The organism is [Scytonema hofmanni] UTEX 2349 (genome assembly GCF_000582685.1).
Lineage (GTDB): Bacteria > Cyanobacteriota > Cyanobacteriia > Cyanobacteriales > Nostocaceae > Hassallia > Hassallia hofmanni.
On the sequence record NZ_KK073768.1, the window covers coordinates 3928917 to 3946185 of the forward strand.

Annotated in this window: 15 protein-coding genes and 1 pseudogene; 9 read left to right on the forward strand and 7 right to left on the reverse strand. The window is 42.5% G+C overall.

What is annotated here, in order from left to right; genetic code table 11:
- A partial coding sequence (locus tag TOL9009_RS49570; protein ID WP_038296535.1) for a tetratricopeptide repeat protein occupies positions 1-625 on the forward strand: 625 nt, incomplete at its 5' end.
- A 484-nt stretch (positions 626-1109) separates the two neighbouring features.
- On the opposite strand, the gene TOL9009_RS49575 is transcribed toward TOL9009_RS49570, so the two are convergent.
- Positions 1110-1862: an element excision factor XisH family protein gene (locus TOL9009_RS49575; protein ID WP_260675931.1), complete on the reverse strand. Its 753-nt coding sequence runs from the start codon at positions 1860-1862 to the stop codon at positions 1110-1112.
- Between the two features lie 175 nt (positions 1863-2037).
- On the reverse strand, positions 2038-4071 hold the full coding sequence (locus tag TOL9009_RS0122740) for an elongation factor G (protein WP_029634877.1): 2034 nt from the start codon (positions 4069-4071) through the stop codon (positions 2038-2040).
- A gap of 275 nt (positions 4072-4346) precedes the next feature.
- On the opposite strand from TOL9009_RS0122740, the gene TOL9009_RS0122745 reads away from it, so the two are divergent.
- On the forward strand, positions 4347-5330 hold the full coding sequence (locus TOL9009_RS0122745) for a tetratricopeptide repeat protein (protein WP_029634879.1): 984 nt from the start codon (positions 4347-4349) through the stop codon (positions 5328-5330).
- On the opposite strand, the gene TOL9009_RS0122750 is transcribed toward TOL9009_RS0122745, so the two are convergent.
- The gene (locus tag TOL9009_RS0122750) at positions 5318-5548 is read right to left on the reverse strand and encodes a hypothetical protein (protein WP_029634881.1); all 231 of its coding nucleotides are present in this window, start codon (positions 5546-5548) and stop codon (positions 5318-5320) included. The genes TOL9009_RS0122745 and TOL9009_RS0122750 overlap by 13 nt on opposite strands.
- 10 nt (positions 5549-5558) lie before the next feature.
- Between TOL9009_RS0122750 and TOL9009_RS0122755 the strand changes: the two genes are divergently transcribed.
- The 5 genes from TOL9009_RS0122755 (at position 5559) to TOL9009_RS46060 (ending at position 9288) form a co-directional block, all read left to right on the forward strand.
- Entirely contained in the window at positions 5559-6101 is a 543-nt protein-coding gene (locus TOL9009_RS0122755; protein WP_038297477.1) for a phosphate-starvation-inducible PsiE family protein, read from the forward strand.
- Between the two features lie 340 nt (positions 6102-6441).
- A complete protein-coding gene (locus TOL9009_RS0122765) occupies positions 6442-6678 on the forward strand; it encodes a hypothetical protein (protein WP_029634886.1) in 237 nt (78 codons plus the stop codon).
- 261 nt (positions 6679-6939) lie between these two features.
- The gene (locus TOL9009_RS0122770) at positions 6940-7335 is read left to right on the forward strand and encodes a DUF1499 domain-containing protein (RefSeq protein WP_029634888.1); all 396 of its coding nucleotides are present in this window, start codon (positions 6940-6942) and stop codon (positions 7333-7335) included.
- 83 nt (positions 7336-7418) lie between these two features.
- A complete protein-coding gene (gene lpdA / locus TOL9009_RS0122775) occupies positions 7419-8960 on the forward strand; it encodes a dihydrolipoyl dehydrogenase (protein WP_029634890.1) in 1542 nt (513 codons plus the stop codon).
- A 139-nt stretch (positions 8961-9099) separates the two neighbouring features.
- A complete protein-coding gene (locus tag TOL9009_RS46060; protein WP_144238310.1) occupies positions 9100-9288 on the forward strand; it encodes a hypothetical protein in 189 nt (62 codons plus the stop codon).
- Here TOL9009_RS46060 and TOL9009_RS0122780 read toward each other — a convergent pair.
- Positions 9285-9494: a hypothetical protein gene (locus TOL9009_RS0122780; protein ID WP_029634892.1), complete on the reverse strand. Its 210-nt coding sequence runs from the start codon at positions 9492-9494 to the stop codon at positions 9285-9287. The two genes, TOL9009_RS46060 and TOL9009_RS0122780, sit on opposite strands and share 4 nt — an antisense overlap.
- 171 nt (positions 9495-9665) lie before the next feature.
- Here TOL9009_RS0122780 and TOL9009_RS44640 point away from each other — a divergent pair, with 171 nt between their 5' ends.
- On the forward strand, positions 9666-13895 hold the full coding sequence (locus tag TOL9009_RS44640; protein ID WP_051502997.1) for a HEAT repeat domain-containing protein: 4230 nt from the start codon (positions 9666-9668) through the stop codon (positions 13893-13895).
- Positions 13896-14551: 656 nt separating this feature from the next.
- On the opposite strand, the pseudogene TOL9009_RS40180 reads toward TOL9009_RS44640, so the two are convergent.
- Together TOL9009_RS40180 and aroB are read right to left on the reverse strand one after the other, a co-directional pair.
- Positions 14552-14746 (reverse strand): annotated as a pseudogene (locus TOL9009_RS40180) (Uma2 family endonuclease); the annotation flags it as partial.
- 47 nt (positions 14747-14793) lie between these two features.
- A complete protein-coding gene (gene aroB, locus TOL9009_RS0122795) occupies positions 14794-15891 on the reverse strand; it encodes a 3-dehydroquinate synthase (protein WP_029634895.1) in 1098 nt (365 codons plus the stop codon).
- A gap of 129 nt (positions 15892-16020) precedes the next feature.
- Here aroB and petL point away from each other — a divergent pair, with 129 nt between their 5' ends.
- Positions 16021-16116 (forward strand): cytochrome b6-f complex subunit PetL, encoded by a 96-nt coding sequence (gene petL / locus TOL9009_RS42650; RefSeq protein WP_063628699.1) that lies wholly within the window; start codon positions 16021-16023, stop codon positions 16114-16116.
- Between the two features lie 160 nt (positions 16117-16276).
- Here the strand turns inward: petL and bioB are convergent, their stop codons facing one another.
- A complete protein-coding gene (bioB, locus tag TOL9009_RS0122810; protein ID WP_029634897.1) occupies positions 16277-17266 on the reverse strand; it encodes a biotin synthase BioB in 990 nt (329 codons plus the stop codon).
- Positions 17267-17269 lie beyond the last annotated feature (3 nt).

Consider the following 17269-nt stretch of genomic DNA (forward strand, 5'->3'; position numbering starts at 1 on the left):
CGACCAAGCCGAACCCCTGTATCTCCAAGCTTTAGACCTCTTGAAACGCCTGCTGGGAGACAATCATCCCCATGTCGCCACCAGCCTCAACAATTTAGCATATCTCTACAATTGCCAAGGAAAGTACGACCAAGCCGAACCCCTTTATCTCCAAGCTTTAGAACTCAGACAAAGCCTGCTGGGAGACAATCATCCCGATGTCGCCACCAGCCTCAATAACTTGGCATTACTCTACTATTCCCAAGGAAAGTACGACCAAGCCGAACCCCTGTATCTCCAAGCTTTAGAACTCAGACAAAGCCTGCTGGGAGACAATCATCCCGATGTCGCCACCAGCCTCAACAACTTGGCTGCACTCTACTATTCCCAAGGAAAGTACGACCAAGCCGAACCCCTGTATCTCCAAGCTTTAGAACTCAGACAATACCTGCTGGGAGACAATCATCCCCATGTCGCCCAAAGCCTCAACAACTTGGCTAAACTCTACTATTCCCAAGGAAAGTACGACCAAGCCGAACCCCTGTATCTCCAAGCTTTGAATATTTTCGAGCAAAGTTTAGGAGGGAATCATCCTAATACTGTGAGAGTGCGTGAGAATTTAGCAAATTTGCGCGATCATCTCTAATAAGAACAAGAAAATTTACCTTCCCAACCTCATCACTCTAGCTTTTATCTCCAAGTTTCCTGTTTTGAACTCAACGTTTCATGTTCAGAACCCGAACTTTCGTGTTGCAAACGAGAATGTTCCTGTTTCCAACTAAAGTATTCTTGTTTCCAGTGGATGTAAAAAAAGACTGAAAACTAGACAGAGTAAACTTTATACACCAAAAGTGAAATAATCACTCAATCAGAATTGAGCGATCGCACCCGTAGAAATTGATCTCAAACTAATCTAAAATCCAAAATTACTTGCCGTTACCGTTGCCATTAATAGTAACAATGCGATCGCTGAGTTTTTCCGGCACCTCTTGCAAATGGTCGTATTGCCAGTGGAAGGAACCGACGCCTAAAGTAAGCGATCGCACTATTACTAAATAATGTAAGGCTTATAAAATAAGCTTTTCATCTTTATTGAAATTTTTCCTACTCTGCAATCGCTCTCCCGATTTTCAAGCTATAGAAACAGGCTGCGAATCCGGTAGAAAAGCCAGCACAATATCACGCTCAAGAATACCTTTATTAATTAAGTCCTGAGTAATTCCACATTCCATACCATCGTATTCAATTATTACTTTCCCATTCTCGATAATTACATAGATCAGGTTGCCACGCACCCGCTTTCCTCTATCCCAACCAACCTGCATCAGAGCATAGCGATCGCGCATCTCGTCAAATATGGCATCTAAGCGAATATTACCGTGAGATGGGCGTAGTTTGGCATAATCACTAATTACCTGTTTGACGATTTCTCTGCTTGTCGTGATGGTATCCATTGGCTTACTTCCTTTTTCTCTAAATCTACAATAATCAGCTTTAAAGGTAGTTGAGCGATGGCGTAACCGCCTGCCGTAGGCAATCGCTAGTTTTCCAATTGGTTCAGTAAATATGTCGCTGTAGGTTGCTTCAGAAACAGCAAGATAAAGGTCACGTTCTGGATCGACTTGATTAAGTAACAGGCGATATAGCGTATATTGACCAATAGCTTGCTCTAAGTCAGCTACTTGAGATTGTCCACGAAATTGTTTAATTTCAATGGCAATGTGTTTATTTCCCTGCCGAACTCCAATAAAGCCACTTGCACCAAGATCCACAAATAAAAAACGCTCACCATAGGAAATAACATAGGGATCGTCCGTAATTTCCCAACCGTCTTTGATAATTGCCTCTTTAACAGTTTCGTGAATGGAGTCTCTGGCTGGCACTTTATTATAATTCTCCTCGGAATGCACGATTTTGAAGGGAGGCAAAGTTACTCATTGGATTACTCTATACCTCCCATCAGTCTTTCAAGTGACTGCCGCACCGGACTTTCAACTATTAACCCGGAACTTAATGTTCCGGGCTAATGTTGATTCTAGACTAATCGCAAATTCAAAATTACTTGCCGTTACCGTTGCCATTAATAGTAACAATACGATCGCTAAGTTTTTCCGGCACTTCTTGCAAATGATCGTATTGCCAGTGGAAGGAACCGACGCCTAAAGTAAGCGATCGCAACTCTACTATAAAGTCGTGCATTTCGGCTTGGGGCAAATAAGCTGAGATATTATCCCATCCTTGCCAATCGTTTCTTCCTTCATAGCCCAAAATTTGACCTCGTTTGCCACTTAAAAGTTGCAGGGCTTTTGAGGTAAATTCACTGGGGGTTGTCACTTCCACATGTAGAATTGGTTCTAGCAAAATGGGTTCTCCTTTAGGTATTCCCGTTTGCATTGCTAATCGAGCAGCTTGCTTAAATGCTTGTTCGGAACTATCAACGTTATGATAAGAACCATTCGTTAAAGTTACCGCTACATCTACCACGGGGAAACCCAAGGGACCGTGTGCTAAAAACTCACGTACACCCATTTCTACCCCAGGAATGTATTGTTTGGGAACGACACCACCGACAATGCGATCGCTAAAATTAAAGCCTTCACCGCGTCCTAAAGGTTTAATATCGAGAAAAACATCGCCAAATTGTCCATGTCCACCGCTTTGGTGTTTGTAGCGTCCGTGAATCGATTCTACAGGTTTGCGAATAGTTTCTTTATAAGGAACTTGCGGCAGGTGAGTTGTCATTGGTAAATTATATTTGCGGTGCAATCTGTCTAAAGCGACTTGCAAATGTATTTCACCTTGTCCCCAAAGAATAACTTCGTGAGTATCACCGTGTTGTTCCCAAGCAAGAGATGGATCTTCTTCTAATAGTTTGGCGATCGCACCACTAAGTTTAACTTCATCGTTGCGCTTTTCGGGAGTAATTGCCAGAGCATAAACTGGTTCTAATTGTTCAGCTTTTGGTAATTCCTTTGATTGTTGACAAGAAAGTGTATCCCCAGTTTTGACATTTTCTAAACGGCTTAAAGCGACGATTTCCCCAGCATCAGCTTCTTGAAGTGATTTCTGTTGTTGTCCCATGAGGCGATAAATTCCCCCAGCACGAACGCCGTTGAGGAGAATACCATCAGTTAGTTTACCACGCCAAACACGCACTAGAGAAAGTTTCCCACCTTGAGGAGTATAGTAGGTTTTTATGACTTGCGCTATGGGAGTATTGCCTTTGCGGTCTTTTAAACGGCGTTCTGCGGTGGTTTCTGGTTCCGGTGCTTCGCGTAATAAAGCTTCTAATAAAGGTCGCACACCATAATCAAGTTCGGCAATACCAAAGAAAACAGGTACTACTAAATCTGCGCTTAATTCCAGTTTTAAATCTTTGAGAATTTCTTCTTGGGGTGGTTCGATGTCTTCTAAAAGTTCTTCGAGTAAATGATCGTCAAAATTTGCTAAAGCTTCAAGCATTTCTGCTCGTGCGATGTGTTCTTCTTCTTTAAGAGATTCGGGAAACGGGATGGGATCGGCAGGTGCCCCAGGATGATATTGATAAGCTTGTTCGGTGACTAAATCGATAAAGCCGGTTAGCTGTTCCCCATTCATGATGGGATATTGGTGTGCTACCAAAGGACGACTAGAAACAGTTTTGAGAGCGTGTAAAGTTTCTAGAACATGGATATTTGCCCGATCCATTTTGTTCACAAAGACGAGATGGGGAATTTCCCAATCGTCAAGGAATTTAAATAAAGGTGCTAGGGTAAGGACGCGATCGCGTATCGGTTCGCAAACTACAATTGCTGCATCGACTCCTATTAAAGCATTGTAGGTTTCCTGGGCAAATTCCACCGAACCGGGACAATCAATAAAGGTAAAGCGAATATCGTTGTATTGAGTGCTTGCTGTGCTTACTTCAACACTCATATGGCGATCGCGCTCTACTGCCGCACTATCTCCTATTGTATTCCCATCTTTGACATTGCCTTTGCGGGAAATTGCTCCTGTGACAAATAACAAACTTTCTAGTAATGTGGTCTTCCCGCTTAAATAAGGACCGACAATTGCAACGTTTCGCGAACCCGATTTTACTTTTTCGTTCATAAAACCTCCTTTGCGGTGAGCTTACAGCCGCATATGCAGATTTATTTGGGAATAAAAATCTTGATGCACGATTGTTATCCCCTCTTTAATTTGTCATTATCCTTCTTTTAACCTAGTTAACAAAAAATCGTAGCTTGTTGTAAGATTTACCTGAAGAAAATTTAAGTTGTACAAACTTTGATACAAATTTCCAAAGTTTTGTAAAAACATTTCTTTTCAAACAAAGCTTTTAGTGAAGTAAACGTCACTAAAGATGTCGCAAGGAGTAAAAGTCAATGAGATTATCATTCTATAAATATCGCATAGGAAGGCTGATAAGTTTGATTTTGTTGGGTAGCGGGATTATCTTACCGTCTTCCTCTGCTTCTGCACAGACGCGATTAATCGGATCTCCCGCACAGACGCGATTAATCGCGTCTCTACAATTTTATCCTCCTGTAAAGCTGGCACAATATAATAGTAATCAAACTGCTACAGATTGGTTAAATCAAGGCTTGCAAGCGATAAATGTGGGTAGAGTAGAAGATGCGATCGCTTCTTTTAACCAAGCAATTAAGCTGGATCCGAATTTGGCACCAGCACATTATAATTTAGGGTTAGCCCTGCGACAAGTCGGACAATTACAACCTGCGGCAGATGCATTTTATCGCGCAACTCTAGCCGATCCTAAATTTGCACCGGCTTTTGCTAATTTGGGGGGAGCGTTGTTGGAAGGTAATAATTTACAACAGGCAAATGATTATTTGCAACGAGCTTTGCAACTTGATTCCAAGCTAGGTTTTGCTCATTATAATTTTGGTTTGCTGCGAGAGCAACAACGGGATTGGGATAAAGCGATCGCATCTTTTAAAAAAGCAATGGAATATAGTAAAAATGCACCAGAACCAGCTTATCATCTGGGAATATGTTATCTGCAACAAAACAAACTTGATCAAGCTAAAGATGCATTTCGTAAAGCAGTTAAAATTAATCCTAAATATTCAGAAGCTCATTATACTTTGGGAACGATTTGGTATAACCAAAATAAATTAAAAGAAGCTTTAGAAGCATTTAGAAAATCCGCTGAGGCAAACACAAATTATCCCAACGCTTATTACGGTGCGGGGTTAGTTTTTATGCAATTAAGACAATATCCGCAAGCCGCAGAGGTATTACAATATGCCAGAGATTTATATAATTCTCAAAATAATACTTTGTGGGCAAGAAATGCCGAACAATTGTTACAACAAGTACAGAATTTAAATTATCAACCCCGTTGAGGTGCGATTGCTTCACATTGGGTAACAATAGAATTATCAAGGAGGGGTAAAGGGGAAATAAAAAAGGAAAAAGGAAGAAACATTAGGGTTTGTTCATCGGCTTTTAACCATCGCTCTGGCAATCCCCATATCAATTTCTTCTCCCTTTCCCCTTTCCCCTTTAACCTTTCCCCCTCTTCTTGATAGGTTGGACTGGTGTCGTCGTAAATTGTTCCCATGAGAATACAAATGTACAAGCAAAAGCGCCTCAAGAGTCAATTTTTATTTGGCGATCGCTGGTTTGATCGACATGCAATTGTTCGCAACATGGAGGCTTTCCAAGACTTAATCGTTATAATTCTGTGTTTGACTTTGTTTGTTGTGATGGTAATGCAGTTGTGGGGGATATTTACTGCCCTCACTCAGGCATTAGACTATAAATATGTGACTTCCAAGATGCTATTTATCTTGATTCTGGTTGAGTTATTTCGATTGCTCATAGTTTACTTACAAGAACATAGTATTTCTGTCGGTGTAGCAGTGGAAGTAACAATTGTATCTGTATTGCGAGAAATAGTTGTTCATGGAGCGTTAGAAATTTCTTGGATGCAAACAGCCGCAATGTGTGGCTTATTGTTTATTCTTGGTATGCTATTAGTAGTGTGTGCCAAAACCCCACATATGGATTGCATTAGTGCTAACACCAAATATTGTCCTATTAGGCATCGAGGAGGTAGAGAACATCAAAACGAATTCTCACATTATAGTGATGAAAATAAACCCGTTGCATAATAGACATCTCCGCAAAATATGTAGAGACGTAGCAGTGCTACGTCTCTACAAGGGTTTTGGATAGCGCATAATTAATTTTGGTCGATGTAATTATGCAGCTATTCATGAGGTACAGAATATTGAATTAACCGCAGATGAAGATAGATAAACGCAGATGGACGCAGATAAGTTTGTACCTCAGCTGACTGGGAAGCGCTATAAACTAGTGATGATATTCAACAAGTGGCAAATGCATCATACCAAGGTTGTTAATAATGTATTTGTAACTACGCTTTTGGGCAGATGAATGACTCTTTTATGATGGGTACAAATTAATTAGCACCACTAGGAGGGTTAATTTATGACTACAGGTAACGGAAATTCTCAACCCATTAGCAATCTTGAGTACGATTTTATCACTGTGCTGCACAACAAGGCGGAAGCAGTTAAAGCTTACGAAACTTACATTCAAGATGCACAGCAAGCAGGTTCTCAACCTTGTGTAGAGTTGTTCGAGAAGTTGCGCTCTTCTGATATGGAACAAGCACAAGAAATCCGTCACCATCTGCAACAAGTAATGCAACACGGTAAAATGTAAGGCTTGCACTCTTCATTAACACACAAGAGCGATCGCTTTCAAATTCCAGATAAAGTTGGATTCATAGCGATCGCTTTTTAGCATTGTAACGTAGTAAGCACTTCAGTGCTTAAATCTAATTGAGCAATAAATTGCTCACTACGAATTACTCATATATTTAGGATAAATCTACCTAAAAGTAGATGCATTAATAATTGAGCAATAAATTGCTCACTACGTTGTAGAGTAATATACAGTGTATCTATTTATAAGAGCATAATTATGGTTTTTGCTGGCAAACGACCAAACAATTTAGGTGTGAACAATGGGAAATTAGCACCTTGTCCTAATAGCCCTAACTGTGTTTCTAGTCAAAGTTCAGATGTCGGACATGCAATAGCACCGTTAACTTACAATTCTACCCCAGAACAAGCGATCGCTAAACTCAAAAGTGTGATTCAATCTTTGCCTAGAACCAAAATCATCACAGAAAACAATGATTATTTGTATGCAGAATTTAAAAGCGCTTTAATGGGATTTGTCGATGATGTAGAATTTTATCTAGACCGCAAAGCCAACGTCATCCAAGTACGCTCGGCGTCGCGTTTGGGTCAAAGTGATTTGGGCGTAAACCGCAAACGCATAGAGACGATTAGAGCCAAATTAACCAAAGTTTAATATAACCAACTTTAGCTAGAGGAAAATTAATCACTTTCTGTGTAGCATATTTAATCAGTTCTTGTCACAAAAAATGCATCATTATGACCACAGCAGTTAGCACCCTAACCGTTTCCCCAATGGATCGGTATAATCAGGAGTTAATTGATAACCTTCATCCTCCAGATTGGGTTAATCCTGAACCTGCACCGAGTTACAATTTAGTTGTCATTGGTGCGGGTACGGCTGGATTGGTAACTGCTGCCGGTGCAGCAATGTTAGGTGCGAAAGTAGCTTTGATAGAAAAGCACTTGATGGGCGGTGATTGTACTAATGTGGGTTGTATACCATCAAAAACTCTGATTCGCTCTGCACGGGTAGTTGCAGATATCTATTACGCACAAGAATTTGGCATTGACAACCGTCATCAGATTAACATTGATTTTCCGGCAGTGATGGAGCGGTTGCGACGAATACGGTCAGAAATTAGTCCCAATGATTCTGCTAAACGCTTTCAAGAAGAATTTGGCGTTGATGTGTTTTTTGGCGAGGCTCGATTTAAAGATAGTGATAGGGTAGAAGTGGGCGAAAGTATTTTACACTTTAAAAAGGCGGCGATCGCTACAGGTTCGCACCCTAATAAATTAGCAATTGATGGTTTAAATGAAACAAAATATCTGACTAATGAAAGCGTGTTTTCTCTGACACAATGCCCAAGTAGATTGGCAGTAATTGGTGGAGGTTACATCGGTTGCGAATTAGCTCAGACTTTTCAACGCTTAGGTTCACAAGTTATTTTACTACAAAGAGGTTCGCGCTTACTGAGTCGTGAAGATGCTCAAGCCGCAGAGATGATTCAAAAAGCTTTTGTGCGCGAGGGTATTGAATTACGTTTTGAGTCTAAAATTAAACGCATTGAACACGACGATGCAGAAAAAGTCATTCGTTACGAGATTAACGGACAAGAGGAAGTGCTTGGAGTTGATGAAATTTTAGTAGCGACTGGGCGATCGCCGAATGTAGAAAATTTGAATTTGGAAGCTGTGGGTGTAGAATATGATGAAAAGCAAGGTATTATAATTAATGACTATTTACAGACAACTAATCCCCGAATTTATGCGGTGGGAGATGTCTGCATGAAATGGAAATTTACCCATGCCGCTGATGCTGCTGCTCGAATTGTAATTCAAAATGCCCTGTTTTCGATTCTTGGGGTGGGACGTAAGAAACTTAGTTCTTTGATTATGCCTTCGTGTACTTATACTGACCCTGAAGTAGCGCATGTAGGGATGTATCCGCAAGAAGCTGAGGAAAAGGGTATTGAGATTGATACATTTAGCGTACCTTTCAACGATGTGGATCGAGCGATCGTTGATGGGGAAACTGAGGGATTTACCAAGTTATATGTAAAGAAGGGAACAGACAAGATTTTAGGAGCAACCATAGTTGCTCGACATGCCGGTGAGATGATTAGCGAAGTGACCTTAGCAATAACGAATAATTTGGGTTTGAATGCGATCGCTAAAACAATTCACCCATATCCTACCCAAGCAGAATCTATCCGCAAAGCTGCTGATAAGTATAGCATTGCCCGTTTGCAAAGTCTTAAGAAGTTATCTTCGGCTTGGTTAGCCTGGAAACGTTAATAAGTAGTCGGACAAAAATATTTACAGTCATTGCGAGGAACGAAGCAATCCCAGTCCTTGCGATTGCTTCATTCCGCTTCGCTGCATTCGCAATGACATTGTGTAATTAATTCTGTCCGACTACTTGTATCGGGTCACAATGCCATTGTGTCGAGTCACAATGCCATTGTGTCGAGTCACAATGCCATTGTATCGAGTCACAATGCCATTGTGTCGAGTCACAATGCCATTGTATCGGGTCACAATGCCATTGTATCGGGTCACAATGCCATTGTATCGAGTCACAATGCCATTGTGTCGAGTCACAATGGCATTACCGTTCAGTTAGTCGTCCTTTTTCTGTTTATCTTGCAAACTGCTGGCTTGTTTCAGGATTGGGATACACTGGTTAATCATCCACATCAAAACCTCAATTGGTGAGTCTCCCTGCTGAATGCGGTTTTCGGCACTTACACCAATTAACATTGTTTGCAGAATTAACAACAAAGCGATTGCTCTTTGAGTTGCACTTTTACCAAGTTTGTTGGCTGACATCTGAATTTACCTTGTTTTTTGGTTTACAAGGTCAATTATTTTTTTGGGTATTTCCCCAGACACATCCCCCACACAGCATCTATAATGCTTGTATCGTCAGGTTTTGCGGTTTGGGGAAGCTTGTTTGTTTGGGTAATTACAAATTATTTCGATTTTGTTTATATTTGACTGATGTCAAGACATATTCGGGAAGATAAATCAGCTTTAGAGAATGTACTCAGTCTGGTAGAAGCATTGCTGCAACTGTCGGAACAGCAAGACTGTGAATCAAAACTTTCACTTTGCGTTGTCTGGGAAGCTAATAAGCTGCGAATCACCGGATATGAAATCAAAAAGACAACAGGAAACAGAAGCAAAACAACTGAAGTTGGTACAACTAAGGAACATTTACTCAACCAGATTAAAAATGCTGGTAAAACTTTAAAACTTCCCCGACAAAAAGCAGAATCTAGCGTTTCTGAGAAAGAAAGAGAATTACAAGAGCTTCAAACTGCACTTGATTGGCTATGGAAGTTGGGAGTGCGAGAACCGCAAAAAGCCGCGAATAATAAAGGTTATTGGAAATTTACCCTGACGCTAAAACATCAGACAGCGACGATAAAAGAGAATCTGGAGGTGGTTAGGCAGAAGTGGAAGGAATACGGAAAGACGAATTCAAACGAAACATTCCAGGTACAAACAACAGATAAAAGCTTCGATTGGCAAGAAATCTGCCGCGCTATGCTGGAAAAGCACAAGCGTCTCACCACAAATCAGTTGCTGTTTGCTGATGATGAGATGAAATTTGACCTAGAAGATATTCATGTCCCTTTAGCATTGGTGGAGCGTACCAAACCGAAGAAGTGCAGCGAGGATATTTCCCCAGAACAAGGTTCGCAACTTTACGAACCGAGTTATGAAGAGAAGCAGCGGTTTGAACATCAGGCTTTTTTAGAGCAAATTATCGATAATGGTGTTGGTAAAACTCAAGGACACCGCATCGCTTTGATTGGGGAACCGGGTGCGGGAAAAACTACTCAGTTGCAAACTATAGCTTTTTGGATATTAAACAACAATCTCGGTTTACCAATTTGGATTTCTTTGGCAGACTTGCAAGGAAAGAGTGTAGAACAATATCTGCTGCAAAATTGGCTGAAAAGTGCTTTAGAAGTGCCGCGTGTAACAGAAGAACAGGAAAACGCTTTTGTAGAATTATTCAAGAATAATTCTGTGTGGTTGTTGTTGGATGCAGCAGATGAAATGTCCTCACTCCAACCATTAACTGAGATTTCCCAGCAGTTGACGGGATGGGTGAAAAATGCGCGGGTTGTGCTGACTTGTCGGGTGAATGTTTGGGAAGCAAACGCGAACGCTTTAGAAAATTTCGAGATGTATCGCTTGCTGAATTTTGAATATCCGCAACAGGTGCAAGAGTTTATCGAGAAGTGGTTTCAACCTCGGAACCTCACCCCCCAGCCCCCTCTCCTTATTAAGGCTACGGTGTACACACAAGTTATCGAATCACTACCAGTTCTCGAATTACCCCACCCTAACCCTCCCCTTGGAAAGGGGAGGGGACAAGAATCTCTTGTTTCCCCCCTTTCCAAGGGGGGATTAAGGGGGGTAAAACCCGGATCTCAAAGTAACTCCGACTTGTGTGTACACGGTAGCCTTATTAAGGAGAGGGGGAGTAACAAGGGGGAAGAATTATGGAGGGAGTTAAATCAAGCTGAACGTCAGCGCATCCAAGATTTAGTTAAAAATCCTTTGCGGTTAGCGTTGTTGTGTAGCACTTGGCAAGGTTCAGATAAAGGTTTACCGGAAACTAAAGCCGGACTTTATCAGCAGTTTGTGGAAGAGGTTTACAAGTGGAAAGAAAACCGCTTCCCTACCACCGAACAGCAGCAAGAGGAATTAAACGCAGCGTTAGGACGTTTGGCAAAACGGGCAATTGATCAAGAAACGTCACGGTTTCGGCTACGTCATAAGTTGGTGCGTGAGGAATTAGGTGATCCAAAACAGCAAAATTCTTTATTTTGGTTAGCGTTAAAGTTGGGATGGCTAAATGAAGTTGGACTCGCTGCGGAATCAGCAACGAAAGAGAAAGTTTACGCTTTCTACCATCCCACATTTGAGGAATATTTTGCAGCGTTGGCGGTTGAGAATTGGCACGATTTTCTGAATCATGTTCCCGACAACCCCGCGCAAGGCGTTTATCGCATTTTTGCACCGCAGTGGAAAGAGGTGATTTTGCTGTGGTTGGGACGTGAGGATGTAGAGAAGAAGGAGAAGGAAAAGTTTATTCAGAAGTTGATGGAATTTGATGATGGGTGCGGAGAATACAAAGCTATTGATAGAGTCAGAAGGGGATTTTACGAGTTTCGCGCTTATTTTCTCGCTGCTGCGGGGGTTGATGAGTGGAAAAACTCTTTAAAAGCAGATGCTATTGTGGCGGAAATCGTTAAATGGGGCTTTGGCGAGTTTAAAGTTGAACAAAACAAGTGGGTAGATTTTCTCTACCTAATCGAAGAGGGAGCAAGGACAGCACTACCTCAGACAAATCGCATAAAAGCGATCGCTGCTTTAGTGGAGTTAATCAACAAACCACAACTGGATGATTCTACCCGAAACCTAGCGGCAGAAAGCTTAGGGGAAATTGCCTCTGGCAACGAAAAAGCAATTGATACTTTGGTGGAGTTAATCGACAAACCACAACTGGATGATGATACCCGAAGGCAAGCGCTATTTAGCTTAAAGAAAATTGGCTCTGGCAACCAAAAAGCGATTGATGCTTTGGTGGAGTTAATCGGCAATCCACAACAGGATTATTATACCCTCAGGCAAGCGGCAGAAAGCTTAGGCGAAATTGGCTCTGGCAACCAAAAAGCGATTGATGCTTTGGTGGAGTTGATCGGCAATCCACTACTGGATGAAGATACCCGATGGCTAGCGGTATATAGCTTAGGGGAAATTGGCTCTGGCAACCAAAAAGCGATTAATGCTTTGGTGGAGTTGATCGGCAATCCACAACAGGATGATTATACCCTCACGCAAGCGGCAGAAAGCTTAGGGCAAATTGACCCTGGCAACCAAAAAGCGATCGCTGTTTTGGTGAAGTTAATCAGCAATCCACTACTGGATGAAGATACCCGATGGCTAGCGGTATATAGCTTAGGGGAAATTGGCTCTGGCAACCAAAAAGTGATCGCTGCTTTGGTGGAGTTAATCGGCAATCCACTACTGGATGAAGATACCCGATGGCTAGTGGCATTTAGCTCAGGGGAAATTGGCTCTGGCAACGAAGAAGTGATCGCTGCTTTGGTGGAGTTAATCGGCAATCCACTACTGGATGAAGATACCCGATGGCTAGCGGCATTTAGCTCAGGGAAAATTGGCTCTGACAACCAAAAAGCGATTGATGCTTTGGTGGAGTTAATCGGCAATCCACTACTGGATGAAGATACCCGATGGCTAGCGGCATTTAGCTCAGGGGAAATTGGCTCTGGCAACGAAGAAGCGATCGATGCTTTGGTGGAGTTAATCGGCAATCCACTACTGGATGAAGATACCCGAAGGGAAGCGGCATCAAGCTTAGGGAAAATTGGCTCTGGCAACCAAAAAGCGATTGATGCTTTGGTGGAGTTAAGCGGCAATCCACTACTGGATGAAGATACCCGAAGGCTAGCGGCATCTAGCTTAGGGAAAATTGGCTCTGGCAACGAAGAAGCGATCGATGCTTTGGTGGAGTTAATCGGCAATCCACTACTGGATGAAGATACCCGAAGGGAAGCGGCATCAAGCTTAGGGAAAATTGGCTCTGGCAACCAAAAAGCGATTGATGCTTTGGTGGAGTTAATCGGCAATCCACAACTGAATTATTCTACCCGAAGGGACGCGGTATTTAGCTTAGGGCAAATTGGCTCTGGCAACCAAGAAGCGATTGATGCTTTGGTGGAGTTAATCGGCAATCCACAAGTGGATAATTATACCCGAAGGCAAGCGGCAGATAGCTTAGAGAAAATTGGCTCTGGCAACAAAGAAGCGATCGCTGCTTTGGTCAAGTTAATCGACAATCCACAACTGGATGATTATATCCGAATCCAAGCGGCAGATAGCTTAGAGAAAATTGACCCAGGCAACAAAGAAGCAATTGATGCTTTGGTAGAGTTAATCGCCAAACCACAAGTGGATGATTATACCCGAAGGCAAGCGGTATCAAACTTAGAGGAAATTCTGTCAGAGGAACAGATGCCAAGTGTTGTCAGTGCGTTAAAGAATTACTTATCACCTGAAACTCGCAAAAATCACTTTCAGCAATTCAATGAGTGCTACCAATTTATCTGGAAGTGCGCCCAAAGTATGTCCTACCCCGCTTTTTATCAAGCTTGGCATCAGCAAGAGAAAGTGAAAGATGGAGAGTAGGAAGGAAAAATACTTCCTCCAGCCAAAACCGAAATCACACACATCTTACGTCGCGGTAAGTTTTGCTTACATTACATTCCTTTAACCTGACATCTTGCACCAATCCCAACAACCGCCTTAGAATGAATTCTAAGGCTAATAGCTAAAGTCGTCTAAAGACGACTAGATAAAGGTTTTAGTCCACTTAAGTGGACTTGAGCTATTAGCCCTGAGTTTTAACTCTGGGCGAGTCTGGACGCTAATTGAGAATAGCCAATACGGTTCGGATAAGGTTTGTTGATGAAAATTATAAATCACAAAGACGCGATAAATCGCCGTCTCTACAAAGGATTGATTATTATAAAGACGGCTATTTATCGTATCTTCGCTTTTTGAAAGACTTGCTCAACACTAAATTCTAATCCCGCAAACAGCGAATCTGTAAGCAATTCCTCACCCATAAGTAACTACGCAATATTAATTACAGTCATTGCGAGCGAAGCGTTCGCGGAGCGTCTCGTTCGCCCTTGGCGTCTCCGACAGGAGAAGAGAAGCAATCCCAGCCCTTGCGATTGCTTCATTTCGCTTCCCTTCGGGACGCTTCTCTGCGAGAGGCTTTGCCAACGCGAACGCTGCATTCGCAATGACATTGTGTAATTAATTATGTTTACCTACTTATAAGTCTGCGGCGCCGGATCTGGATAAAAAACGGTAATGCTTCTCGCCTTACTATCTAGCACCCAAACCCGCAGCACCTTAGCATCTAAATAGTCTTTTGCTTTCGCTGCCATTTGTCCAAAGGTTTGTCCTGGGGAAATAATTTCAATTACCAAATCAGGACATTGATTAAATATTTTATTCGTAGTAAGCACTTTAGTGCTTGTTTGAGCGCTGAAGCGCTCACTACGAATATGTGCCGCTAACTTTGCATTCCCCGCAACACAGCTGTGATAATATCCGATGGGACTTCATCAGTCACCGTCACTACACCCATCTGCGTTGGTAAAACAAACCTAACTTTACCGTCTTTAACTTTTTTATCACTTTGCAACGCCTCAATTATCCCTTCAATATCCACCCCATCGGGTAATTTTGTCGGTAAACCGGCTTTGGCAATCAAAGCGTCTTGCCTTTGCGTTTCTTCTTTTTGCCACATCCCCAATTCGGCAGCAATCTGTCCTGCTGCTACCATCCCAATAGCCACAGCTTCACCGTGATTTACTAAACGATAACCTGTCAAGCTTTCTACGGCGTGTCCGATGGTGTGACCATAATTAAGAATAGCCCGCAGTCCGGCTTCTTTTTCGTCTTTGCTGACAACATCAGCTTTAGCTTGACAAGAACGAGTTAAAATGCTGTCGATTAATTCCGGCTTGACGTAGCGGTGTTGATTTAAGTTCTTAGTCGCTTCCATTTCGGCGAACAATTCCGCATCCCAAATCACACCGTACTTAATAACTTCTGCCATTCCAGCGCGAAACTCACGCATAGGCAGGGTTTTCAGCACATCTGGATCAATCAAAACCAAACGCGGTTGATGAAATGCCCCAATCAAGTTTTTCCCTAAGGGATGATTTACACCAGTTTTGCCACCAATTGCCGCATCTACCATTGCTAAAAGTGTAGTCGGCACTTGCACAACATTAATTCCGCGCAGCCAAGTAGCAGCTGCAAAGCCTGTCATATCACCAACAACACCCCCCCCCAAAGCCACCATTGTTGAGGAGCGTTCTAGGCGATTTTCTAGGGCAACGTCGTAGAGTTTTTGGATGGAGTTTAGGTTTTTGTAGCGTTCTCCGGGTGCAAGCATGGAACTGGCAACTTCAAAACCAGCAGATGTCAAGGATGCGATCGCTCTTTCCCCATAATGCTTAAAAATTGTCGGGTTAGAAACTAGCAGTACCTTCTTACCCAGCGACAAACTGCTCATTTGTTCGCCGAGATTATCTAGATTACCAGATGCGATCGCAATTTCATAAGATTGCTCCGGTAAATTTACATTAATTATAGCCATCAATAAACTGCCCTATGCCCTATGATCTCGCATTCTACGCAGGTGAAGGCAAGAATACAAGGGGGAAAAGTGATTAATAACTCTTGACTGATGCTTGAATAGATATTAGTGAAGTCTTATGGAGAAACGTAAATGTTTGCTTTGATATCTTATATTGGCTTTTTGGGTTTGTTTTTTGGTATAGCTGTTGCTCTGCTGTTTGGTCTACGTAGCGCCAAGATTATTTAATTGGATAAGGGGGACAAGGGAGACAAGGGAGACAAGGAGACAAGGAGACAAGGAGACAAGGAGACAAGGAGACAATTCTTTCTCCCCCTCTCCCCATCCCCCCATCTCCCCATCTCCCCATCTCCCCATCTCCCCATCTCCCCATCCCCCCATTCCCCTGCTAGCAAACAGCTCGATTTTTAGAAGGACGCATTTCTAAACCAAGTAAGTTGAGCATTTCTTGGTCGGCGTTGTATCCTGGGCAAGGAGTGGTGACGGTTAACATGTGACCGTCGTCGCTAGAAAAGATGGAATTTGCCCCTGCCATGAAGCAGAAGGCTTGCTCAACTTGGGAAAGTCTTGCTCTCCCGGCACTAAGGCGCACGTCAGAAGCTGGCATTAAAATACGAGCAGTGGCAATCATTCGCACGACATCCCAAATGGGGACATCAGGCTGATTTTCTAATGGTGTGCCGGGAACTTGGGAGAGAATATTAATTGGTACGGATTCTGGATGTGGTTGTAGTGTTGCCAGAGTTTGCAACATGGAAACGCGATCGCCAACACTTTCCCCTAAACCGAGTATACCGCCAGAACATACAGTTACGTTTGTTGAGCGGACATTATCGATTGTTGAGAGGCGATCGCCATAAGTTCTCGTTGTAATGATAGTGTTATAATAATCTGCTGACGTATCCAAGTTATGATTATAGGCATATAATCCCGCATCTTCTAAGCGCTTTGCCTGAGATTCACTCAGCATTCCCAGAGTACAGCACACCTCTAAACCTAACGCTGTCACCTCTTTGACCATCTCTAACACTTCATCAAATTGCGAATTATCGCGTACTTCTCGCCAAGCTGCACCCATACACACACGACTAATACCGCTTTCTTTGGCTTTCTGGGCAATGCTAACTACAGTTTCCTTCTCTAAAAGTGCTTGTGGCTTCACCTCAGTTTTGTAGCGAGAAGATTGAGCGCAATAGCTGCAATCTTCTGGACAAGCTCCCGTTTTAATGGAAATTAACTTGCAAACTTGAATTTTTGTTGAGTCATGATATTGACGATGTACGGTAGCAGCTTGATAAATCAGCTCTAGCAATGGCGTATTATATACCGTCCAAATCTCTTTATAGTCCCAATCATAGCGTATTCTACTTACCGACATCAC

What these genes read in the sequence shown, in the direction of transcription:
- TOL9009_RS0122740 (WP_029634877.1), bottom strand. Translation starts at nt 4,071, where the DNA reads ATGAACGAAAAAGTAAAATCGGGTTCGCGAAACGTTGCAATTGTCGGT.
- TOL9009_RS0122745 (WP_029634879.1), top strand. Translation starts at nt 4,347, where the DNA reads ATGAGATTATCATTCTATAAATATCGCATAGGAAGGCTGATAAGTTTG.
- TOL9009_RS0122750 (WP_029634881.1), bottom strand. Translation starts at nt 5,548, where the DNA reads ATGGGAACAATTTACGACGACACCAGTCCAACCTATCAAGAAGAGGGG.
- TOL9009_RS0122755 (WP_038297477.1), top strand. Translation starts at nt 5,559, where the DNA reads ATGTACAAGCAAAAGCGCCTCAAGAGTCAATTTTTATTTGGCGATCGC.
- TOL9009_RS0122765 (WP_029634886.1), top strand. Translation starts at nt 6,442, where the DNA reads ATGACTACAGGTAACGGAAATTCTCAACCCATTAGCAATCTTGAGTAC.
- TOL9009_RS0122770 (WP_029634888.1), top strand. Translation starts at nt 6,940, where the DNA reads ATGGTTTTTGCTGGCAAACGACCAAACAATTTAGGTGTGAACAATGGG.
- lpdA (WP_029634890.1), top strand. Translation starts at nt 7,419, where the DNA reads ATGACCACAGCAGTTAGCACCCTAACCGTTTCCCCAATGGATCGGTAT.
- TOL9009_RS46060 (WP_144238310.1), top strand. Translation starts at nt 9,100, where the DNA reads ATGCCATTGTGTCGAGTCACAATGCCATTGTGTCGAGTCACAATGCCA.
- TOL9009_RS0122780 (WP_029634892.1), bottom strand. Translation starts at nt 9,494, where the DNA reads ATGTCAGCCAACAAACTTGGTAAAAGTGCAACTCAAAGAGCAATCGCT.
- TOL9009_RS44640 (WP_051502997.1), top strand. Translation starts at nt 9,666, where the DNA reads ATGTCAAGACATATTCGGGAAGATAAATCAGCTTTAGAGAATGTACTC.
- petL (WP_063628699.1), top strand. Translation starts at nt 16,021, where the DNA reads ATGTTTGCTTTGATATCTTATATTGGCTTTTTGGGTTTGTTTTTTGGT.
- bioB (WP_029634897.1), bottom strand. Translation starts at nt 17,266, where the DNA reads ATGTCGGTAAGTAGAATACGCTATGATTGGGACTATAAAGAGATTTGG.